The sequence below is a fragment of the Streptomyces pyxinae genome (assembly GCF_024756275.1).
Lineage (GTDB): Bacteria > Actinomycetota > Actinomycetes > Streptomycetales > Streptomycetaceae > Streptomyces > Streptomyces pyxinae.
Window position 1 is genome coordinate 1 of the sequence record NZ_JANUGQ010000044.1, and the last position, 20,707, is coordinate 20,707.

A 20,707-nucleotide genomic window follows, 5' to 3' on the forward strand; every position below is an offset into this window, starting at 1 on the left:
AGGACCCAAGACTCTCTCACTGTCAGAGAGGACCTGCTCACTGAGCAGCACTGCCTCCTCCACCTGCCCGGCGTCCATCCGCAGAATCGCCAGAGCGCTCCGCGCCGCCATGCTGTGCTGGTGATCTGGGCCGAGGAGTCGCTCTGAAATGTGGAGAGCCTCGGTCATGAGGCGTGCGGCGTCTTGGTGGCGGCCTGCGTCGCGATAAGAGATCGCCAGCCTGACGCGCGCTTCGACGGTGTCTACATGTTCGCCACCGAGGTAACGCTGGGCTTGGTAGAGCAAGGACTCGTCGAACTCCACAGCCTGCTGGTGCAGTCCCGTCTCATGGAAGCTGTCACTGGTCCGGATGAGGCATGGGTGCATTCCTGAGTTCCACAAGCACCCATCCACTAGCTGGTTCAACGTCACGGTGTTCGTGCGCAGCAGTGCAGCCAAGTCCTGGTCCCACTCGTCCCGCTCTGGCCACAGGCTTACCAAAGCATCCGCTGCTGTGTTGGCGAGAGCGGCGAGGGCCTCGGTGGGGGTTCCCTCGCAGATGGCACGGCTTGTGAGGACGTGCATGCGAACCGGGGTCGCGGGGCTGTCTTGGCTGATAAGTGCGTATGTACGTAGATGCCGGAGTGCCCGAAGAATGTCGGAGTCAGTCACTGGACGGCGACGCTTAAGCCAGCTAAGGCTATGCCGCCTCACCCAACTCATACGGAAGTAAGCGAGCACCGGAGGCGTGAGCCACAGTTCCGACGGGTGCCCCATCGGATCCATCAGGGCGATGAGCCGCACCAGATCGCGGACAATCCCGGTGTCGTCCGCGGTTTCGGCAGCGTTGAGAGAAGCGGCCAGCGCTGGTCTCACATGCTGACTTACATCTGCTCCGTCGAGGTCCAGAGGCAGCAGATCGGACAGCTGGTTCCTGTAGTCGCGAAGGCGCTCTAGGTAGACGTCTGTGTCGACTTCTTGGTTGAGCATGTGGGCGGCAGCGAGTCCCAGCGCGAGGGGCTGACGGCCAAGTGCTTCGATAAGCTCCGGCACAGAAGAAGAACGGTAGAGCTGGGGCTGACCAGCGTCTGCCAGACGTCGGCGCAGGTAGCTGAGGGCTTCATCGACTTCATAGACGCCGAGTTCGAGGCTGAGGAGGTTGCGTCCAGTGGCTGAGAAGTCGGCAGTACTGTGGCGGGTCGTGACGATGACTCGCCCTCTGCCCGGAGTGGTCCCCTCCGGCCACCACTCCGGGGCGACTGCGGGGTCGCGTATGTCGTCGAGGACTACAAGCCATCGTCTGTCCGTGGAGGAAAGCCAGTTCCGGAATGCTTCAGCAGCAGTATTTCGATCCTCTGCCCTGGCTTCGATGAGGTCGAGTCGTTCCGCAGCCTGGGCGTAGGCGGTGACGATCTGCTCAGAGTCAGATGCGTCGACCCAGATGAGGAGATCCAGACCCCCAGCAGAAATTTCCTGATCGCGAAGAGAGCGCGCCAAATACGCGGCAAGCTGAGTTTTCCCGGCGCCGGCTGGCCCGGAGATGGCGTAAACAGGGACACGGGGAGTGTCAGGTTCCTCATTGATCATGGCAGCTGCTGATGAGCGGGGCTGGAAGGCTGCGGCGAGCGGGGGAACCGTCCCGATCCACAGAGGCCAGGCGACCATGGTTCGCCAGGAAGGCGGGCCACCGAACATAACATGATTGTTGATGCCGACAACTTGAATTGCTTGGACGACGTTCCTACTGGCATTTTGCCGCGAGGCCCGCTCTCCGTCACCTCGTGCCACTGCTGCCTGCCCTTCAGTTCCGATCAGGTTCCGGCCGATACACCGTCAACGCGCCACGCGGAACGCCTGCGGGCCGGACGGGTCCACGGACGGGTCAGCCTGAGGAGCGGCTGAGTGGTTGCGGGAGCTCCTCGGCGGTCCACTTGGTCGTGAACAACATGCCACAGCAGCGCCTGCTCCGCTGGACGCCAAGTTCCCTTGGACTGTCTTTGACTTGCCGACTCCTCCGTAAAATTCCTACAGAGATCACCGTGAGTGACGAGGAGCAGGAGTGGGACCCTGCACTACTTCGTAGTGCGGGGTCCTTGTGTGTTGAGCTGCAAGGCCGCGATGCGTCGTGAGCCCCGATCTTCTATGCGCGGTGGAGCAGCCGCCGACCCACGATCGGGGCGGGCAGACGTGATGCGTGACCGCCTCAGGGCCGAGAGGGCCCGTTGGGGATCAGGGGGCGCAGGTTCAATTCCTGCCATCTCGACCATGCTTTTCGCAGGTCGGATGCCGTTCTCTTAGAGTGCCTAACACAATGAGGTGGATCGGCCCTGATGGCCGTGTCCGGTCGGCGGGTTCGGCGTTGTCCCGGTCATGGGGGCTTCGCCGTGGATCATGTCGGATGACCTGTGGGAGCGGATCGAGCCGCTTCTGCCGAAGCGGGAGAGGCGGTTCAGGTACCCGGGCCGCAAGCCGGTCCCCAACCGGCAGGTGCTGTGCGGGATTCTGTTCGTGCTGCACACCGGGATCCAGTGGGAACACCTGCCCCAGGAGCTCGGCTTCGGGTCCGGTATGACGTGCTGGCGACGGCTGCGGGACTGGAACGAGGCCGGGGTCTGGCAGCGGCTGCACGAGGTGCTGCTGGCCGAGCTGAATGCCGCCGCCCGCCTCGACTGGTCAAGAGCGGTCGTCGACTCCAGCCACGTCAGGGCGTTAAAAGGGGGCTCCACACGGGCCCGTCCCCAGTCGACCGGGGACGGGCCGGCTCCAAGCACCACCTGATCACCGACGGCAACGGCACCTCGCTCGCAGTCATCCTCACCAGCGGCAACCGCAACGACGTCACCCAGCTCCTGCCCCTGCTCGACGCCGTCCCACCAGTCCGAGGCAGGCCCGGACGCCCCCGCCGCACACCCAGTCGGTCTTCGCCGACCGCGGCTACGACCACGACGTCTACCGCGACCAGCTCCGGGCCCGCCGGATCCTGCCCGTCATCGCCCGACGCGGCACAGCCCACGGCAGCGGCCTGGGCGCCTACCGATGGGTGGTCAAGCGCACCTTCGCCTGGCTCCACGGCTTCAAACGACTCCGCATCCGCTGGGAACGACGGGCCGACATCCTGGGACGATGTGGTCACCAAGCTCGGCTACGAGCAACTGCGCCGCCACGACCTCCGGCACACCGGACTGACCTGGTTCGCCGACGCCGGAGTCCAGGTGCACGTCCTGCGACGCATCGCCGGCCACGGATCCCTGACCACCACCCAGCGCTACCTGCACCCCGACGTACACAAGATCACCGCCGCCGGGGCCGCGCTCTCCGCACACCTCAGCGTGCTCCGCGCACCACACTCGCTGCCGAGCCCGATCGTGATGACCCGCTGACGCCGGTTAAGGGTGCTGGTCCCCAAATGGTCCCCAAGAATGATCAAGGACCGGTTTCGGATACCTCCGAAACCGGTCCTGATCCGCGACTCTCTCCAGTCGGGACGACAGGATTTGAACCTGCGACCCCTTGACCCCCAGTCAAGTGCGCTACCAAGCTGCGCCACGTCCCGATGCGCGTCGGCCCGGCTTCCGCCGTGCTGTGCGCGCAAGAGAACATTACCGCACTCCGCGACCGGTTCGGCGCGGGGGCCGGGCGGGCGGAGGAGAATCGGGGCGTGGACAGCGCAGCGAAGGACCGGCGGGACCGGGACGCGGAGGGGCGGGCCCGCAGCGCGCGCCCGAGGGACGGGCTGGGCCGCCCGCTGCCGTACGGGGCGCCCGGGGTGGCACGGCAGCCGGAGGGGGTGGAGCGCACTCCGGCCGAAACGCTCAGGGAGGCGCAGGAACTGCTGGCGGCCGGGAAGCCGTTCCACGCCCATGAGGTGTTCGAGGACGCCTGGAAGACCTGTCCCGGGGACCGGGCGGGCGAGCGCGAGCTCTGGCGGGGGCTGGCCCAGCTGGCGGTGGGTCTCACCCACGCGGCTCGCGGCAATGGGACGGGCGGCGCCCGGCTGCTGCTGCGCGGCGCCGAACGGATCGCCGGGTACTCCGACCCGTACGGGATCGATGTGACCGGGCTGGTGACATGGGCGCGGGAGCTGGCCGCCCGGGCGCCCGGCGGCCCGGTGGACCCGGCGGCGGAGGCGCCCCGGCTGAGCCGCTGAGCCCGGGGCCGGGCGGGGGGGGCAGGTACCGACAGGACGGCGACCGGCGGAACAGCCCGTCCGGCGGGACAACCCGTCCGGCAGAACCGGCGACCGGCAGGACCGGCGACCGACGGGACCGCGAGCCCCGGACGGGACCGGCCGGCCCGGCACGGCCGTACGCCGGGCCACGGCCGGCGGACCGGCACCCGGGGCCGCCGGCCGTCCGGACGGACCCGCGAGCCCCGGCACCCCTGGGCGCCGGGCCCGTACGCCGGGGCGCGCCCCCGTACGCCCGGGAGGGTCGTACGCCCGGCGGAGTCAGGAGGCGGGCGGCAGGCCGAGGGCCGGGAGGAGGACGGCGTCCAGGAGCTCGGGCAGTGGGTCACGGCCGGCGAAGCGGTCCTCGAAGAGCCGCTCGACCCGCAGGACGCCGAGGAGGCAGGGGGCCACCCAGCCGAGCGCCGGGTTGGCGGCGTCCACCTCACCGCGCTCGACGGCCCGGTGGAGCATCTCGTCGACGGCGGCCACCTCGGGGGCGATCACCGTCTCGCGGAGCGCCTCGCGGAGGTCGGGATGGTGGAGGTACGCCTGACCGACCGCCTCCATCAGCTCGGTGTCCCGCCCCCTGCGGCCCGCCACGGCCTCGGCGGCCGCCCGCAGGTCGCCCGGGAGGGTGCCGGTGTCGATGTCGCCGAAGAGCGGGCGGCGGCTCTTGGCGAGGGCGGCCGTGACCAGCCGGGGCTTGGTCTTCCACTGGCGGTACAGGGTCGCCTTGCCGCACTTGGTGCGCGCGGCGACACCCTCCATGGTGACGGCCTCGTAGCCGCCCTCCCGGAGCAGGTCGAGCACGGCGCGGTACAGCTCCAGCTCGCGCTCCGGGGTGATCCGGCTGCGGCGCGCGGCGGCCGTGGCGGCCCGCGTGGACATATGTCTCCTCCTTGCGGCGGGGTCCCGCGGCGGGATCCCACGACGGTCCGGGACCCTCCGCGTCCGCGCGCGCCCGGCGTCCGTGCGCACTCGTACGCGGGCGTGCGCCGGGTGTCCGGCGCGTGACCCACCGTGCGCCTACCCGCTCTTCACCTCACCCCACCGCACAGACGAGAGTAGGGCGCGCTCAATCGAGACGCAACCGTATCGATACGTTTGCGTCTCGTTAAAAACGGATCTAGGCTTCCTCCGTTTGCGTCCGAACAAAGGGGCCGGAAATGGCTGCCGGGATACGTCCCACCGGACCGGAGACGACCGCCGACCGACGGCCGCCCCTGGTGCGCGAGTTGCTGCTGGTGACCGCGCTCTTTCTCGTCTACAAGGCCGGCCGGCTCCTCGCCGGCGGGGAGACCGCGGCGGCGTTCCGCAACGCCGGTGACGTCTGGCGGCTGGAGCGCACCGCCCACCTGCCCGGCGAGGGGCTCGTCCAGAGCCTGCTGCTGCGCGACGGGACGGCGGTCCACGTGGCCAATGTGTACTACGCGGGCGTCCACTTCCCCGCCACGGTGGCCTTCCTGGTCTGGCTCTACTGGCGCCGGCCCGCGCACTACCTCTGGTCGCGCCGGGTGCTGGCGCTGCTCACCGCCGCCGCGCTCGCCCTCCATCTGCTGATGCCGCTCGCCCCGCCCCGGCTGCTCGCGGCCTCGCGGCTGATCGACACCGCCCGGGTCTACGGTCCCTCGGTCTACGCCGCGAAGCCGGAGACCGACACCCTGGCCAACCAGTTCGCCGCCATGCCGTCGCTGCACTTCGGCTGGGCGGTGATGGTGGCCGTCGGGCTGATCGCCGCCACCCGTGGCCGGTGGCGGTGGCTCTGGCTGCTGCACCCCCTGCTCACCCTGCTGGTGATCGTCGGCACCGCCAACCACTACTGGCTGGACGCCGTGGTGGCCGGTGCGCTGCTGGGCGCCGCGCTGATCGTCGTACCGGCGCCGGGACGGGCTCCGCTGCGGTGGCCGGGCGGCGGACGGCCCTGGGCGCGGGAGCCCGCGTACCGGCGGCCGGCGACCGCGCCCCGGGGCGACCGGGTGCCCCGGCCGCGTACGGCGTCCCCGGTCACCGCCGCGGCCGCCCCGGAGGTGCCGCGATGAGGGGCACGCTCTTCGCCGTACTGCTCTCGCTGGCGTCGGCCGCCGGATACGCGCTCGCCGCGGTGGCCCAGTCGCGGCTCGCCGCGTACGGTTCCGCCGCCTCCGGCCGGGGCGGTCTGCGGGCCCTGCTCGGCCGGCCGCTCTGGTGGTGGGCGGTCGGGCTGAACGGTGCCGCCGCCCTCACCCATGTGGCGGCGCTGCACTACGGCCCGCTCACCCTGGTGCAGCCGCTGGGCGCGCTGACGCTGGTCGCCGCGCTGCCGGTGGGGGCGGCCTACGAGCGCCGCCGGGTGACCCGTACCGAGTGGCGGGGCGCGCTGTGGACGGTGGGCGGTCTGCTCGGTCTGGTCGCGGTGGTCGGTCCGGCCACCCCGGGGGACGCGCTGTCGCTGCCCGAGGCGCTGGCGGTCGTGGCGGCCACCGCGCTGCTGATCGCGGCGCTGGTGCGCGGGAGCGGCGGCGCCCCGCACGGCCGGGGGCTGCGCCATGCCACCGCCTCCGGAATGGCCTCCGGGGTGGCGTCGGCCCTCACCCAGGCGCTGGTCGCCGCACTGGCCCGGCCGCCCGCGGCGGGCGGGAACGCCGGCTGGTGGCAGCCGGGGCTGCTGGCGCTGCTGGTGGCGGCGTTCGCCACCGGCGGGCTGCTGCTGTCGCAGGCCGCGTTCCGGGGCGGGCTGGCCGCACCGCTGGCCGTGGTGAACCTGGCCAACCCGGCGATCGCCGCCGTCATCGGGATCGCCCTGCTCGGGGAGACCTTCCGGGCCGGCGCGGCGGGCTGGGCCGTCGCGCTCGCCTCGGCGGCGGTGGCCGCGCGCGGGGTGATCCTGCTGACCCGCCGCCGGGCGGCCGTGCCCGCGCCCCGTGCGCCCGGGGACGAGACCGGGCCGGGCGCCGAGCCGGACCAGGAGCCGGCGCCGCTCACCGCCTGACCGGCGGCCCGGGCCGGCCGCCCGGCGGGGAGGACGGAAGGCGCCCGTGCCGCCGGGCGGAGGGGGCACCGGGCCGCTCGTCGGCCGGGGACCCCCGGGCGCCGGACCCGCCTCCACCGCCCGGCGCGGGCCTGTCTCCGCCGCCGGGCGAGGCCCCGTTCACCCTTCCGGGGAGTCGTTCCGATCTATTCACCCGGCCAGGTTTTTTCCCTCGTTCGAGTGTACGAAGCCGGCTTTCCGCCCTCCGTCGCGCGCTCCGGCCGGATAGTGAAGCGGTCGCCGGGCACGGCCGCTGCGGGGTCCACGACGCGGCCGCGGCCCGTACGGCTTCGCATGTCCCGTCCCTCCGTCCCTCCGTCTCACCCTGCCCTTCACCGGCCCGGGTCTCCCGGCACCCGTCTCCGGTCACACCGCACCACCGCGCACCGCACCACCCGCGCATCACCGCGTATCCGCTCCCGCGCGCCGTGGCGCCCGGGAACACGGGCGGTACCGACCGCGCCGGAAGGTCCCCGGGGAGACCCCGGCGGGGCCTACGGCCGGGCTTGCAGGCCCTGCCGGCCGAGCTCCAGGAAAACCTCACAACCGGAACTTCAGAACGCAGAAGAAGGAGTCTCCATGAGCACTGCGGCCACCGACCGGGTCGGGCTTGTCTTCTCCCTGCTCGACGCCAACGGGAACGGTGTCATCGAGGCCGACGACTTCGAGCTGATGGCCGGCCGGGTGATCGCGGCGGCACCCGCCTCCGACGACGCGGCGAAGAGCGCGCTGCTGCACGCCTTCCGCCGGTACTGGACGACCCTCGCCACCGAGCTCGACGCCGACGGGGACGGGCGGGTCGACCTGGACGAGTTCACCTCCTGCGTGCTCTCCCCGGAGCGGTTCGAGGCGACCCTCGGCGAGTTCGCCGAGGCACTCGCGGCGCTCGGTGACCCGGACGGCCGCGGCTCCGTCGACCGGACCGTGTTCACCGCGCTGATGACGGCCATCGGCTTCGAGCGGGCCAATATCGACGCCCTCTTCGACGCCCTCTCCCCCTCCCCCGAGGACCGGGTCCCGGTGACCGCCTGGGCCGACAGCATCCGCGACTACTACGACCCGCAGAAGACCGGCATCGCCGGCGACCGCCTGGTCACGCCCGGGGCGCCCTGACCCCGCGGGGCCCGCCGCCGTGTCAACAGGGTCACCAGGGTCAGCAAGGCCGACGCCGTCGACGAGGACGACAAGGACGACGAACACGCATGGAGAAACCCGTCATCGGACTGGCCGTCGGCCAGGGCACCGGCCCCGAACTCGCGAACGTCTTCGAACGGGTCCTGCGCCGGTTCGCCGGAACGGGCCCCACCGGGATCGAGATCGACCGCTCCCCGCGCCTCTACCACTCGTATGTCTCCCTGCGGGCCGAGGGCGACGCCGAGCACGTCCGGCGGCTCACCGAGGAGGACGCCCGGCACTACGAGCGGTTCTGCCGGACCCGGGCCGAGCGGGGTACCACCGCGGTGTTCCGCACCGCGATCAACGCCCAGTCCCTCTATCTGGTCCGGGAGCGGCTGGGCGCCGTCAAGGTGGACCGGCTCACCGCCGGCGACGCCTCGCTGCTGCTGGTGCGGGACCAGGCGCAGGGGTTCTACACCGGCGAGAACCGGCATGAACCGGGTGTGGTCACCCGCACCATGACGTTCAGCCGGCGGATCACCGAGAGCGTCGTCCGCTACGCCCTGCGGCGCGCCCGGGAGGAGTGGCCGGAGCGGGGCGCCGGCCGGATCGTCATGGCCTACAAGTTCCATCTGCTGGACGGCGCGCTCGGCGGTTGGGTGGCGGAGCTGTCGGACCGCTTCGGGGTGGAGATCGAGTTGTTCCAGCCCGACACCGTCAACCGGAACCTCATCGCGCACGGGCCGTCGGACCGCACCGTGCTCATCGCCGGTAACGAGTGGGCCGACATCATGCATGTGATGCTGCTGGACCGGTTCGGCTCCCACCGGCAGGAGAACCGGTGCACGGAGAACGTCTACCTCCATCCCGAGCTGAAGGAGCTGACGGAGTACCAGACCGTGCACGGCTCGGCCGACGACCTGGCGGGCCGGGACCTGGTCAACCCCGTGGCGACGATCCGGGCGGCGGCGCTGGCCGCCGAGCGGCACGCGGGCCGGGCCGGCGCGGTCGCGGACACCGAGGCGGCGCTGCGCCGGCTGGACGAGCGGGGTGTCGGCACCCCGGACACGGGCGGCCGGCACACCACCACCGGAGTGGTGGACGCCCTGCTGGACACCCTGGGCCGCCCGGCCGGGGCCGCCGTACCGCCGCCGGCCTCCGATCCGGTCATCGCCTCATGACCGCCCCGGAGCAGCACCGGGACCCGGCCGCGTCCCGGGCGGCAGCCGTCCCTGCCGGGAACGCCCCGGACCGCCCCCGCTCCCCGGCCGGGAACGCCCCACCGGACGGCGCCCGGTCCGGGACGGCCCTGGTCGTGGTGGACCTGCAGAACGACTTCTGCGTCGGTCCGGTCGCCACCGCCCGGTACGGCGGCGACCCGGCCGCCCTGGAGACCGCGGCGGCCGGCGCGGCGGAGGCGGTGACGGCCGCCCGCGACCGGGGCGTGGAGGTGGTGTTCGTACGGTTCCACGGCGACCCCGGTCACCAGGGGCCGAGCTGGCGGCGGCGGGACCGTGAGCTGGGCAAGCGGCCCAAGTGCCTGGCCGGGTCCTGGGGCGCGGAGTTCCACCGGGTGGCACCGGTGGCCGGTGAGCGGGTCTTCACCAAGCGGGCCTGCTTCGACGCGTTCCTGAGCGACGGCTTCGCCGAGCACCTGGCCGGGCGGGGCGTCGGCCATCTGGTGCTGGCCGGGCTGTACGCCGATGTGTGCGTGGACTCCACGGCGCGTACCGCTTTCCAGCAGGGCCTCCATGTGACGGTGCTGGCCGACTGCACCACCCCGCTGCACCTGCCGGAGCGGGAGGTCCTCCGCTTCATGCGGCTGGTCTACGGGGCCCGGGTGACCACCCGTGAGGACCCGGCCGCCTGGGTCCATCCCGACCGGGAGGAGGCCGGGTGTCCGGCGCGGAGCTGACCGCCGGGGTGGCGCGCGGCGTGGGCCGGACCGCCCTGCTGGTGGCGGCGGCCCGGGCCGTCGAGACCCACCGCGCCGACGCCCTGGCGCACGACGCGTACGCCGAGCACTTCGTCCGGGCCGTTCCGGAGTCGGCCGGCTGGCCGGTCCGGCCGGAGCAGGTGCCGGGCGGGGCGGCCAACCCGCTCTGGGAGCGCCTGGGCCGGTACTTCGGGCTGCGCACCCGGGTGCTGGACGACTTCCTGCTCCGCGCGACCGGGGCGGGCGTCCGCCAGCTGGTGCTGCTGGGGGCGGGGCTCGACACCCGGGCCTACCGGCTCGACTGGCCGGCCGGGTGCGTGGCGTACGAGATCGACACCGAGGAGGTACTGGCGTTCAAGCACAGGGTGCTCGGCGGCCTCGGCGCCGTTCCCCGGGCGGAGCACCGTCCGCTCCCGGCCGATCTGCGCGGCGACTGGACGGCCGCCCTGACCGGTGCCGGTTTCGACCCGTCCGCGCCGGCCGCCTGGCTGGCCGAGGGGCTGTTGTTCTACCTCCCGGCGGCGGCCGAGCGGCGGCTGATGGCGGCGGTGGACCACCTGAGCGCGGCCGGCAGCACGCTGGCGTACGAGGTGAAGACGGCCCCGGAGTCGCGCGCGGTGCGGTCCGGTCCGGTCTACACGGCGGCGCGGGAGCAGATCGGCGTCGATCTGCTCCGGCTCTTCGACGCCGGGCCCCGCCCCGACTCCGCCGCCGGCCTGAGCGGCCGCGGCTGGTCGGTCTCGGTGCGCACCCCGTACGAGTTCGCCCGCGCCCACGGCCGCGGTCCGCTGCCCGAGCCGGACGACGCCCTGGCGACCAACCGCTGGATCTTCGCGGCCCGGCCGGCGGCGGGGCGGTAGCCGGTGTCTCCGCCGCCTCCGCCGCGCGGTCCCGGGCGGGCGCCCCGGGGGCGCGGTTCAGCCGAGGTCGAGGAAGTCCTCGTAGAACCCGCCGTAGCCGCGCGCCCGGTCGACAAGATGGATCTCCAGGATCCAGTGGCAGGCGCGGCCGGAGCGGTCGGTGCGCCGCAGCGGGGTGTCATTGCCCGGGGCGATGTACGAGCGCACCGGCGCCTCCTGGATACGCTCGTGCGGGAACTCCCCCACCAGGTGCCCGGCGTGCCAGCCGCCCAGCTCCCAGCCCGCGTCGGCCGCGATCCGCTCCACCTCCGTGTACAGCGCCTTGGCGGTCAGCTCCGGCTCGCTCCCGAAGAAGCGCCGGCCCGCCGCGAAGACCTCGGGCAGGGCGTCCCGCAGCCGGAGCTTGGCGGGGTCGTCGCCGAGCACGAAGGTGCGCCCGAAGTCGGCCTCGTACTCCTCGAAGATCGGGCCGAAGTCCGCGAAGACGATGTCGTCGGCGCCGATGATCCGGTCCGGTGGGTTCTCCTGGTACGGCTGAAGGGTGTTCGGCCCGCAGCGGACGATGCGCTTGTGCCAGTGGCGGGTGGTGCCGAACAGCTGGTTGGCCAGATCCCGCACCCGGTCGCTGACGGCTCGTTCGCTCTCCCCCGGGGCGATCAGGCCGCGCGCCTCGATCTGCGCGAACAGCTCGACGGCCTTGGCCCTGGCCTCCAGCAGCCGGGCGGAACGGGTGACTTCATCGGTCATGGTGATCACCGTAGGTGCCGGGGAACCGTCGCACCACGCCGATCCGGCCAGAGTCCACCGGAGCCGGATCCCTCCGCCGGCCCGGCGGCCGGCGGGCCGGCCGGTGCTCCCGGGCGGGGGCCGGCCGGCGCCTCAGCCGGCCCGTTCGCGGGTGGGGTGGGCGCCCGGGGTGTGCCCGAAGGTACGGCGGAAGACATCGATGAACGCACTGGCGGAGGACCAGCCGCAGCGGTGTGCCACGGCGGTCACCGGGGTGTTCTCGGCCAGCAGCACCAGCGCGTGGTGCAGCCGCAGCTGGCTGCGCCACTGCGGGAAGGTCATGCCGAGATCGCTCCGGAAGAGCCGGGAGAGGGTGCGGTCGCTCGCCCCCACCGCGCGGCCCAGCTCCGCCAGGGTCCGCCCGTCGGCCGGGTCGTCCCGCAGCAGCGCGCACACCCGCTGGAGCAGCGGCGCGCCCGGGGTGGGCAGATGCAGCGGCTGCTGCGGGGAGGCCCGCAGCTGGTCCAGGAGGACGGCCCGCATCCGGGCCCGCTCGGGGCTCTCGTCACCGGGGGCGCGGGTGTAGGCGACGATCAGCTCGCGCAGCAGGGGCCCCACCGCCAGCACGGTCGGTTCGTCGAGTCCCAGCGGGTTCTCGCCGGCGGGCAGACCCACCAGGTGCAGGGCGAGTTCGCCGTGGGCCTGGTGGGCGTGGACCACCCCGGCCGGCACCCAGATGGCGCGGGTCCCGGGGGCCACCCAGGAGCCCGCGCCGGTGGTCACGGACAGCACTCCGCGCCCCGCGTAGACGATCTGGTGGTCGTCGTGGCGGTGGGCGTCGATCGCGGCTCCGGCCGCCAGCCGCTGGGTGCGCGTGGGGGCGACGGGCTCATGGCGGATCTGCTGCATTTCTTGGCAGTTTATCGGAAGCCCGTCACCGGGTGGGGAGATCACCATGGCGGGGTGCCAAGAAAATCATCGATCACCCTGCTGTCCGTCGGACACGCCTGCGTCGACGTCTATCAGGGCGCCGTGGCGTCCCTCGTCCCGTTCTTCGTCGCCGAGCGCGCCTACAGCTACGCCGCGGTCTCCGGGATCGTGCTCGCCGCCTCCCTGCTCTCCTCGGTGACCCAGCCGGTGTTCGGCGCGATCACCGACCGCTGGGCGGTGCCCTGGCTGCTGCCGGTGAGCACCCTGATCGGCGGCGTCGGGATCGCGCTGAGCGGGATCAGCGGTTCCTACGCGCTGACGCTGGTGTTCGTGGCCATCTCCGGGGTCGGCGTCGCCGCCTACCACCCGGAGTCGGCGCGCGTCGCCCGGCTGGTCAGCCGGGGCAGCCACAGCTCCATGGCCTGGTTCTCGCTCGGCGGCAATGTGGGCTTCGCCCTCGCTCCCCTGATGATCGCCGCCGTGGTCGCCACCGGGGGGCTGCGATTCACTCCGCTGCTGGTGCTGCCGGCCCTCGCCGGCACGGTGCTCTGTCTGCCGGTGCTGCGGGCGCTGGAGCGGGGCAAGGCGGCCGGTGCGGCCGGCCGGGCGCCCGTCGGAGCCGACGACCGGGCGTCGTTCGTCAAGCTGTCACTGGCCGTGGTCTGCCGGTCGATCGTCTTCATCGGGCTCTCGACGTTCATCTCGCTCTACGCCACCCAGCGGATGCACGGCAGCTCGGCGGCCGGCACGGCGGCGCTCTTCGTGCTCTACGCGGGCGGCGCGGTGGGGTCGGTGCTCGGCGGCAATCTGGCCAATCGCTGGGACCGGGTGACCGTCTCCCGGTGGTCGTATCTGCTGACGGCCGGCGCCGTCGCGGGCGTGGTCTTCGTGCCCGGCCCCGCGCTGTATCTCTTCGTGGCCCTGACCTCGGCGGGCCTCTACATCCCGTTCTCCCTCCAGGTCACCCTGGGCCAGGACTACCTGCCCAGCCGGGTCGGTACGGCGAGCGGGATCACCCTCGGTCTGACGGTGAGCGTCGGCGGCCTGGTCAGCCCGCTGATCGGCGCCGTGGCCGACGCCGCCTCGCTGCGCACCGCCCTGATGCCTCTCATCCTGATGCCGGCGCTGTGCTGGCTGTTCTTCCGCACCCTGCCCGAACCCGAGGTGCCGCGGCCCGGTGCGGCGGCGCCGGAGACGCGAGAGGACCCCGATGCCGAACTCATCACCTCACGGAGCGATCACCGCTGACCAGCCGCTGACTCTCCGGACCGGGCTCCCCCCGGCCGGTCTCCCCCGGGCCGGCCTCGCCCGGCCCGGGGTGGCCGGCGGGGGCCCGGAGGGGCCGTCCCAGGACTCCTGCCCGCTGCGCGACTGGGGCTGCGTCTCCGGGGTGCGCCGACCCTCCTGGCAGCTGCTCTCCTCGCACCGGACCTCGGAGGGAGAGGTGGAGTACTGCCGGTGCAGCTGCGCCGCGCTGGTCGTCCTCCACCGGGGCGAACTCGCCTCCTTCACCTGTCCGCCGGACGACCCGGCGGGCGCCCTCCCGCCCGGCGGAGGCGTGCCCGGCGGACCGCCGTCCCCCTGAACCGCCGTACGGGGGACCCTCGTCCGGGTGGGGCCCGCCGGATCAGGGCAGCAGCAGCCGTTCCAGATCGGCCGGCGGGCGGCGGCCGAGATGGGGGACGAGCAGCGCCCGGTCCCCCGTACCACCGGCCAGGATGCCGCCCAGCAGGGCGCCGGTCCCCGGGTGCAGGAACACCTCGGCGTACCGCGTGGCCGCCTCGGCGAAGGCGACCTCCACGGCCGGTTCTTCCCCGGCCGGGCGGGTGCCGAAGGTCGCCACCCGGACGCCCAGCACCTTCAGCGCGGTCGCCGTGTCGTTGCCGTCGGCGGCGTCGAAGGGTTCGGTGGCCCGGCCCGTGAGCCGGCGGGCCACGCTCTCCGCCATCCGGTTCCCGGGGCCGAGCAGGCCGTAGCAGCGCCCCTCCACGGCGGCGCAGTCCCCGACGGCCCAGACCCGCTCGTCGGCCGTGCGGCAGTACGCGTCCACCAGGAAGCCGCCGCGCTCGCCGCGAGCCAGCCCCGCCCCGGCCGCGAGGTCGTCGCGGGGCCGGACGCCCGCGGCGAAGACCACCAGTTCCGCGTCGAGGACGGTGCCGTCGGCGAGGGTCACCGAGCCCACTCCGCCGTCCGGCGCGGGGTCGACCGAGGCCACCCCGGTGCCGCAGTACGGGCGCAGCCCCAGGGCGGTGACCGCCTCGTGCAGCACCCGGGCCGCGCCCGCGTCGAGCTGGGCGGGCATCAGGTGCGGGGCGGTCTCCACGACATACGGGCGCATTCCCAGCAGCCGCAGGGCGTCGGCCGCCTCCAGTCCCAGCAGGCCGCCGCCGACCACCACGGCGGACCGGCCGGGCCGGGCGGCGGCGCGCAGGGCCGCCAGGTCGTCGAGGGTGCGGTAGACGAAGCAGCGTGCCAGGTCCCGGCCGGGCACCGGCGGGACGAACGGCCGGGCGCCGGTGGCCAGCACCAGGGCGTCGTAGCGTACGCGGTCGCCGCCGGCGGTACGGACCTCCCGGGCCGCCCGGTCCACGGCGGCGACCGGGCAGCCGGTACGGAGGTCGACCCGTGGGTCGGCCAGGAACTCCGGGCCCGCGAGACCGAGTTCGGGCCGTTCCTGGCCGCCGAGATGGGCGGAGAGCCGGAGGCGGTCGTAGGCGGGGCGGCGCTCCTCTGCCAGGACGACGATCCGCCACTCACCGCCGGGGTCCAGCCCGCGCAGGGCGTCGGCCAGCCGGTGGCCGACCATGCCGTGGCCGACGAGGACCAGGGTGCGGCTCATCGGACCGGCTCCCGGTTCGGTGCGGGTGACGCTGCCCCGGGCTCCGCGTCTCCGGACGGCACGGCCCCGGAACCCGCGGCCTCGCCCGTGCCGGACGGCGCAGCCCCGCCCGCGCCGGGGCCCGGAGAGGTCCCCGGGGCGGCGGCCTCCCGCGCCCAGTCGGCGCACAGCCCCGCGATCCGCGCCGCGCAGTCGCCGCAGCCGGTGGTGGCCCGGGTCGCGTCGGCCAGGGCGTCCACCGTACGGGCGCCGTCCCGCCAGGCCCCGGCCAGCTTCCGCAGCGGCACGCTGTTGCAGAGGCAGATCACGGCGTTCTCGTCGGGACCGGCGGCGGTGGAGGGGGGCGCGGACGCCACCCCGAGGAGCAGGGCGAGCCGGTCGGACGGCACCGGGCGGCCGTACCGGTGCAGCTGGGTGACGGCGGCGATCGCCTCCGGCAGCCCGAGCAGGACGGCGGCGGCGATCCGGTCCTCCCGCACCGCGAGCCGGCCGTACCGCTCGCCGGCCCGGTCGTGCAGGGTCACGGTCCGGACGCCCGGGTCCGCGAAGGCGGCGGGCGGGCCGACGCAGCAGAGATCCACGGCCGGAGTGCGCGGCCGGAACACGTACGGCGGCGGGCGGTGGACGGTGGCCCGGCCGGTGAGGATCGCCGCCAGGCTCTCCGCCTGCGCCCGGGCCGACTCGTACCCGGCCACCGCGCGGCCGGCGTGTTCGGCGCAGTCCCCGATGGCGTACACCCGCGGGTCCCCGGTGCGCAGCGCGTCGTCCACCACGATCCCGGTGCGCACCGGGAGACCGGCGGCGCGGGCCGTCCGGACCTCGGGCTCGGCCCCGGTGCAGAGCACCAGGGTGGCGGCGGGGAGCGCGGAGCCGTCGTCCAGCAGCACCCGGCCCGGGGTGCGGCGGACGGCGGTCCGGCCGGCGCGGACGGTGACGCCGGCCCGTTCCAGCCTGGCGGTGAGCAGGGCGCCGCCGAGGTCGTCGAGCCGCCGGTGGAGCGGGTGGGGGCCCGCGCAGAGCAGGGTGGTGGCGGTGGACCGGCGGGCCAGCGCGACGGCCGTCTCCACCCCGAGCGGTCCGCCGCCCAGCACCACCGCCGTGGCGCCGGTGATCCGCCGGAGGTCGGCCGGGGTGCGCAGGGCGGTGACCCCGGGGGCGAGCCGGCCGTCCGGACCGGTGGTCCCGGGCAGCGGGGGGATCACCGGCCGCGCCCCGGTGGCGAGGACCAGCACGTCGTACGGGTGGCGGGACACCGTGCCGTTCCGCACCGCGCGCACCTCGCGCCGGGCGCGGTCGATCCCGGTCACCTCGGTGGCCCGGTGCACCTCGGCGCCGGGCGGGGGCGGCAACCGGAGTGCGGCCGGGGGCAGTTCGCCCGTCAGCAGCGAGGTCAGCAGCGGCCGGTGGTGGACGGGCTCGGGTGCCGCGTCCAGCAGGGTGACGGGGCCGGGGTGGCCGTACGCGTGCAGGCACTCGGCGAGGCGGTGGGCGGCGGGGCCCCCGCCGGCGACCAGGATCCGGCGGGGGGCCCGCGTACCCGGGTGCGGGCCGCTGCTCACGGTCACTCCGCCAGCGGGTCGAGGCGGACCGCGCTGACCTTGAACTCGGGCATGCCGCTGCGCGGGTCCAGGGCGGGGTGGGTGAACAGATTGGCGCGGCCGTCGCGGGCGAAGTGGAAGGGGACGAAGACGGTGTCCGGGCGCAGTGTCGGGTCCAGCCGCACCCGGGCCGTCATGGCGCCGCGCGCCGAGCTGACCCGGGCGAGACCCCGGTCGGTCAGCCGGCAGCGGGCCGCCGTGTCGGGGTGGACCTCCACGTACGCCTCCGGCGCCGCCTCGGCCAGCTCCGCCACCCGGCGGGTCTGCGCCCCGGACTGGTAGTGGGCGAGCACCCGGCCGGTGGTGGCGTACACCGGGTACTCCTCGCTGGTGGTCTCGGCCGGGCCCCGGTGGTCCACGGCGGCGAACCGGGCCCGGCCGTCGGGGTGGGCGAACCGGTCCAGGAAGAGGCGGGGCGTGCCGGGGTGGTCCGGGGCGGTGTCCGGGCAGGGCCAGTGCAGGGCCTCCCCGGCGTCCAGCCGTTCGTAGCTGATGCCGGAGTAGTCGGCCCGGCCGCCCCGGGAGGCGGCGCGCAGTTCCTCGAAGACCGCGCGGGGCTCGGTGGGGTAGCGGCTGGCCGGCTCGCCGAGCCGGACCGCGAGGTCGCGCAGGACCCGGAGGTCGTCGCGGACTCCGGGTGGCGGGGTGAGCAGGGCGCGGCGGCGCAGCACCCGGCCCTCCAGGCTGGTCATGGTGCCCTCCTCCTCGGCCCACTGGGCGACCGGCAGCACCACATCGGCCGTCCGGGCGGTGTCGGAGGGGACGAAGTCGGCCACCACCAGCAGGTCCAGCGCGGCCAGCCGGTCGGCCACCCGGGCGGAGTGCGGCGCCGAGACCACCGGGTTGGAGGCGAACACCAGCAGCGCCCGGATCCCCCGGTCGCCGCCGAGCGCGTCGAGCAGTTCCCAGGCGGTGCGGCCGGGGCCGGGCAGCGTCTCGGGGCGGACGCCCCAGACCCCGGCCACCTGGGCGCGTGCGGCGGGGTCGGTGATCGAGCGGTAGCCGGGCAACTGGTCGGACTTCTGGCCGTGTTCGCGTCCGCCCTGGCCGTTGCCCTGTCCGGTGAGGCAGCCGTAGCCGGCGCCGGTCGTGCCGGGCAGGCCGAGGGCGAGCGCCAGGTTGATGAAGGCGGCCGCGGTGGCGGTGCCCTGGCTGTGCTGTTCGGCGCCCCGGCCGGTGAGGACGTACGTACGGGGGTGCTCGGCCAGCATCCGGACGGCCGTCCGCTGGTCGCTCGCGGGCACCCCGGTGACGGCCTCCACCCGCTCGGGCCACCAGCCCATGGCGCGTCCCACCGCCTCCTCGTACCCCCGGGTGCGGCGTTCGATGTAGCCGGTGTCGGCCAGCCCCTCGGTGACGGCGATGTGCAACAGCCCGAGGGCCAGGGCGAGATCGGTGCCGGGGGCGGGCCGCAGATGGAGGGCGGCGCGCCGGGCGGTGGCCGAGCGGCGCGGGTCCACCACGATCAGCCGGGGCCGGTCCAGATGCTGCATCAGCGGCGGCATGGTCTCCGCGACATTGGCGCCGGCCAGCAGCACCGTACCGGCGTCGCCCAGGTCGGTGACCGGGAAGGGCAGGCCCCGGTCGAGCCCGAAGGCGTCATTGCCCGCGGCGGCGGCCGACGACATGCAGAAGCGGCCGTTGTAGTCGATCTGGCTGGTGCCCAGCGCGAGCCGGGCGAACTTGCCCAGCAGATACGCCTTCTCGTTGGTCAGGCCACCGCCGCCGAACACACCGACCGCGTCCGGGCCGTGGCGCTCCCGGATCCGGCGCAGCCGGCCGGCCACGGTGTCCAGCGCGGTCTCCCAGGAGGCGGGCGCGAGCCGGCCGTCGGAGCCGCGTACCAGGGGCGAGGTCAACCGGTCCGGCACACCGAGGAGTTCCGGCGCGGTCCAGCCCTTCTGGCACAACTTTCCCCGGTTGACCGGGAAGTCGGCGGGTTCCACCGTCACCCCGGCCTCCCGGTCGCCGCTCAGCCGGGTGGCGCACTGGAGGGCGCAGTACGGGCAGTGGGTGCGCGCCTCCTCCGGTCCCGGCCGGCGCGGTTCAGACACGGCTGCGCTCCGGTTCCGGGTCGGCGGCGGGGGCGGCACCGGCCGGCCGGGCGCGCAGATAGACGGACCGGATCACCACCAGGCAGAGCAGGTAGTAGCCGAGGAAGACCAGGAAGGCGGGGGTGCCGGAGCCGGAGCCGTCGGCGTACGAGAGCCGGAAGGCGAGGTTGATGGCGGCGCCGCCCAGCGCGCCCACCGCGCCCGCGACGGCGATGACCGCGCCGGAGAGCCGGCGGGCGCGGGCGAAGGCCCCGGCGGCGTCCGCCCCTTCGGTGACCTCGCGCTCCGCCTTGCGCGCGTAGACGGCCGGGATCATCTTGTACGTCGAGCCGTTGCCGAGGCCACTGAGCACGAAGAGCGCGGTGAACCCGGCGACGAAGAGGCCGAAGGAGCCGGCCCGTGAGGCGAGGACCAGCACCACCGTGCCGGCGCCCATGGCGAGGAAGTTCCAGAACGACACCCGCGCGCCGCCCAGCCGGTCGGCGAGCAGTCCGCCGAGCGGCCGGGAGAAGGAGCCGAGCAGCGGACCGAGGAAGGTGTAGCCGACGGCCTCCACGGGGGTGGCGTCGAACTCGTTCTGGAGCACCAGGCCGAAGGCGAAGCCGTAGCCGATGAAGGAGCCGAAGGTGCCGATGTAGAGCAGCGATATCCACCAGGTGTCGGCGTCCCGGACGGCCTCGCGCTGGGCGCCGGGGGCGGCCCGTACGGTGTCCACGTTGTCCATCCGCCAGGCCGCCAGCAGCGCCGTGAGCACGATGAGCGGCAGATAGACGGCGGCGACGTACGAGGGGTGGGTCCGGCCGGCCAGGGAGATGACGGCGAGCCCGACGAGCTGCACGGTGGCGACGCCCAGATTGCCGCCGCCGGCGTTGAGTCCGAGCGCCCAGCCCTGGTGGCGCTGCGGATAGAAGGCGGTGATGTTGGTCATCGAGGAGGCGAAGTTGCCGCCGCCCACCCCGGCCACGGCTCCGATCAGCAGGAACACCCAGAGCGGGGTGCCGGGACGCTGCACGAAGTAGAGCGCCAGCGAAGCCGGTACGAGCAGGATGGCGGTGGCGAACACGGTCCAGTCGCGTCCGCCGAAGCGGGTCACCGCGTAGCTGTAGGGCAGCCGCAGCAGGGCGCCGACGACGGTGGGCGTGGCCACCAGCAGGAATTTCTCACCGGGATTGAAGGCGAAACCGATCTCCGGGGACATGAAGAGGACGAGCACGGACCAGAGGGTCCACACCGAGAAGCCGATGTGCTCGGAGAGGACGGAGAGGACGAGGTTGCGCCGGGCGATCCGGTGGCCGCCCCGGTGCCAGGCGTCCTCGTCCTCGGGATCCCAGCCGGTGAGCCAACTGCGTCTGGCGGCCTTCTCAGCCATGGTGCGCTCCAACTGCTTCGGGGGGGGCGGGGCGGTCGGGTGAACGGTGCGTGTCCGGCGGGGCGCGGGAGGCCCGGCGCGCGGTGGCCCGGGGCCGGCACGGCCGGGTGCGGGCCGGGCGGGTG

17 protein-coding genes, 1 tRNA gene and 2 pseudogenes are annotated in these 20,707 nt (G+C 74.0%); 11 read left to right on the top strand and 9 right to left on the bottom strand.

Going from position 1 to position 20,707, the window contains the following annotated elements; genetic code table 11:
• Window positions 1-1,566 (bottom strand): tetratricopeptide repeat protein (locus NX801_RS29780; RefSeq protein ID WP_258791081.1); only part of this gene is annotated, 1,566 nt, incomplete at its 3' end.
• A gap of 783 nt (window positions 1,567-2,349) precedes the next feature.
• Here NX801_RS29780 and NX801_RS29785 point away from each other — a divergent pair.
• Together NX801_RS29785 and NX801_RS29790 are read left to right on the top strand one after the other, a co-directional pair.
• Window positions 2,350-3,127 (top strand): annotated as a pseudogene (locus NX801_RS29785) (IS5 family transposase); the annotation flags it as partial.
• A pseudogene (locus NX801_RS29790) lies at window positions 3,090-3,359 on the top strand (tyrosine-type recombinase/integrase); the annotation flags it as partial. The pseudogenes NX801_RS29785 and NX801_RS29790, both read left to right, overlap by 38 nt.
• A 99-nt stretch (window positions 3,360-3,458) precedes the next feature.
• Here NX801_RS29790 and NX801_RS29795 read toward each other — a convergent pair.
• Window positions 3,459-3,532, bottom strand: a tRNA-Pro gene (locus NX801_RS29795).
• A gap of 105 nt (window positions 3,533-3,637) precedes the next feature.
• Between NX801_RS29795 and NX801_RS29800 the strand changes: the two genes are divergently transcribed.
• Window positions 3,638-4,126: a DUF309 domain-containing protein gene (locus tag NX801_RS29800; RefSeq protein WP_258791082.1), complete on the top strand. Its 489-nt coding sequence runs from the start codon at window positions 3,638-3,640 to the stop codon at window positions 4,124-4,126.
• Between the two features lie 300 nt (window positions 4,127-4,426).
• On the opposite strand, the gene NX801_RS29805 is transcribed toward NX801_RS29800, so the two are convergent.
• A complete protein-coding gene (locus NX801_RS29805) occupies window positions 4,427-5,035 on the bottom strand; it encodes a TetR/AcrR family transcriptional regulator (RefSeq protein ID WP_258791083.1) in 609 nt (202 codons plus the stop codon).
• A 278-nt stretch (window positions 5,036-5,313) separates the two neighbouring features.
• On the opposite strand from NX801_RS29805, the gene NX801_RS29810 reads away from it, so the two are divergent.
• The 6 genes from NX801_RS29810 (at window position 5,314) to NX801_RS29835 (ending at window position 11,066) form a co-directional block, all read left to right on the top strand.
• The gene (locus tag NX801_RS29810) at window positions 5,314-6,186 is read left to right on the top strand and encodes a phosphatase PAP2 family protein (RefSeq protein WP_258791084.1); all 873 of its coding nucleotides are present in this window, start codon (window positions 5,314-5,316) and stop codon (window positions 6,184-6,186) included.
• Window positions 6,183-7,115, top strand: coding sequence for a DMT family transporter (locus NX801_RS29815; protein ID WP_258791085.1), 933 nt, complete (start codon window positions 6,183-6,185; stop codon window positions 7,113-7,115). Before NX801_RS29810 ends, NX801_RS29815 begins: the two co-directional genes overlap by 4 nt.
• Before the next feature lie 618 nt (window positions 7,116-7,733).
• A complete protein-coding gene (locus tag NX801_RS29820; RefSeq protein WP_258791086.1) occupies window positions 7,734-8,267 on the top strand; it encodes an EF-hand domain-containing protein in 534 nt (177 codons plus the stop codon).
• Between the two features lie 89 nt (window positions 8,268-8,356).
• Window positions 8,357-9,451 (top strand): isocitrate/isopropylmalate family dehydrogenase, encoded by a 1,095-nt coding sequence (locus tag NX801_RS29825; RefSeq protein ID WP_258791087.1) that lies wholly within the window; start codon window positions 8,357-8,359, stop codon window positions 9,449-9,451.
• The gene (locus NX801_RS29830) at window positions 9,448-10,185 is read left to right on the top strand and encodes a cysteine hydrolase family protein (protein ID WP_258791088.1); all 738 of its coding nucleotides are present in this window, start codon (window positions 9,448-9,450) and stop codon (window positions 10,183-10,185) included. The genes NX801_RS29825 and NX801_RS29830 overlap by 4 nt, the downstream gene beginning before the upstream one ends.
• The gene (locus tag NX801_RS29835; protein WP_258791089.1) at window positions 10,167-11,066 is read left to right on the top strand and encodes an SAM-dependent methyltransferase; all 900 of its coding nucleotides are present in this window, start codon (window positions 10,167-10,169) and stop codon (window positions 11,064-11,066) included. The genes NX801_RS29830 and NX801_RS29835 overlap by 19 nt, the downstream gene beginning before the upstream one ends.
• A gap of 57 nt (window positions 11,067-11,123) precedes the next feature.
• Here the strand turns inward: NX801_RS29835 and NX801_RS29840 are convergent, their stop codons facing one another.
• Complete coding sequence (locus tag NX801_RS29840; protein WP_258791090.1) at window positions 11,124-11,813, bottom strand: M24 family metallopeptidase; 690 nt, start codon at window positions 11,811-11,813, stop codon at window positions 11,124-11,126.
• Between the two features lie 132 nt (window positions 11,814-11,945).
• Window positions 11,946-12,701, bottom strand: coding sequence for an AraC family transcriptional regulator (locus NX801_RS29845; RefSeq protein ID WP_258791091.1), 756 nt, complete (start codon window positions 12,699-12,701; stop codon window positions 11,946-11,948).
• Window positions 12,702-12,755: 54 nt separating this feature from the next.
• Between NX801_RS29845 and NX801_RS29850 the strand changes: the two genes are divergently transcribed.
• Window positions 12,756-13,970, top strand: coding sequence for an MFS transporter (locus tag NX801_RS29850; protein ID WP_258791092.1), 1,215 nt, complete (start codon window positions 12,756-12,758; stop codon window positions 13,968-13,970).
• A 70-nt stretch (window positions 13,971-14,040) separates the two neighbouring features.
• A complete protein-coding gene (locus NX801_RS29855; RefSeq protein ID WP_258791093.1) occupies window positions 14,041-14,307 on the top strand; it encodes a hypothetical protein in 267 nt (88 codons plus the stop codon).
• A 42-nt stretch (window positions 14,308-14,349) separates the two neighbouring features.
• Here the strand turns inward: NX801_RS29855 and NX801_RS29860 are convergent, their stop codons facing one another.
• The 4 genes from NX801_RS29860 to NX801_RS29875 are packed head-to-tail and all read right to left on the bottom strand — an operon-like array spanning window position 14,350 to window position 20,582.
• Entirely contained in the window at window positions 14,350-15,561 is a 1,212-nt protein-coding gene (locus NX801_RS29860; RefSeq protein WP_258791094.1) for an NAD(P)/FAD-dependent oxidoreductase, read from the bottom strand.
• Entirely contained in the window at window positions 15,558-17,120 is a 1,563-nt protein-coding gene (locus tag NX801_RS29865) for an FAD-dependent oxidoreductase (protein ID WP_258791095.1), read from the bottom strand. The genes NX801_RS29860 and NX801_RS29865 overlap by 4 nt, the downstream gene beginning before the upstream one ends.
• 2 nt (window positions 17,121-17,122) lie before the next feature.
• The gene (locus NX801_RS29870; RefSeq protein ID WP_258791096.1) at window positions 17,123-19,213 is read right to left on the bottom strand and encodes a molybdopterin oxidoreductase family protein; all 2,091 of its coding nucleotides are present in this window, start codon (window positions 19,211-19,213) and stop codon (window positions 17,123-17,125) included.
• Complete coding sequence (locus tag NX801_RS29875; protein WP_258791097.1) at window positions 19,206-20,582, bottom strand: MFS transporter; 1,377 nt, start codon at window positions 20,580-20,582, stop codon at window positions 19,206-19,208. The genes NX801_RS29870 and NX801_RS29875 overlap by 8 nt, the downstream gene beginning before the upstream one ends.
• Window positions 20,583-20,707 lie beyond the last annotated feature (125 nt).

Bases quoted from the DNA above. Each gene is read 5' to 3' on its own strand.
- NX801_RS29805 (WP_258791083.1), bottom strand. From the start codon at position 5,035: ATGTCCACGCGGGCCGCCACGGCCGCCGCGCGCCGCAGCCGGATCACC.
- NX801_RS29810 (WP_258791084.1), top strand. From the start codon at position 5,314: ATGGCTGCCGGGATACGTCCCACCGGACCGGAGACGACCGCCGACCGA.
- NX801_RS29815 (WP_258791085.1), top strand. From the start codon at position 6,183: ATGAGGGGCACGCTCTTCGCCGTACTGCTCTCGCTGGCGTCGGCCGCC.
- NX801_RS29820 (WP_258791086.1), top strand. From the start codon at position 7,734: ATGAGCACTGCGGCCACCGACCGGGTCGGGCTTGTCTTCTCCCTGCTC.
- NX801_RS29825 (WP_258791087.1), top strand. From the start codon at position 8,357: ATGGAGAAACCCGTCATCGGACTGGCCGTCGGCCAGGGCACCGGCCCC.
- NX801_RS29830 (WP_258791088.1), top strand. From the start codon at position 9,448: ATGACCGCCCCGGAGCAGCACCGGGACCCGGCCGCGTCCCGGGCGGCA.
- NX801_RS29840 (WP_258791090.1), bottom strand. From the start codon at position 11,813: ATGACCGATGAAGTCACCCGTTCCGCCCGGCTGCTGGAGGCCAGGGCC.
- NX801_RS29845 (WP_258791091.1), bottom strand. From the start codon at position 12,701: ATGCAGCAGATCCGCCATGAGCCCGTCGCCCCCACGCGCACCCAGCGG.
- NX801_RS29860 (WP_258791094.1), bottom strand. From the start codon at position 15,561: ATGAGCCGCACCCTGGTCCTCGTCGGCCACGGCATGGTCGGCCACCGG.
- NX801_RS29875 (WP_258791097.1), bottom strand. From the start codon at position 20,582: ATGGCTGAGAAGGCCGCCAGACGCAGTTGGCTCACCGGCTGGGATCCC.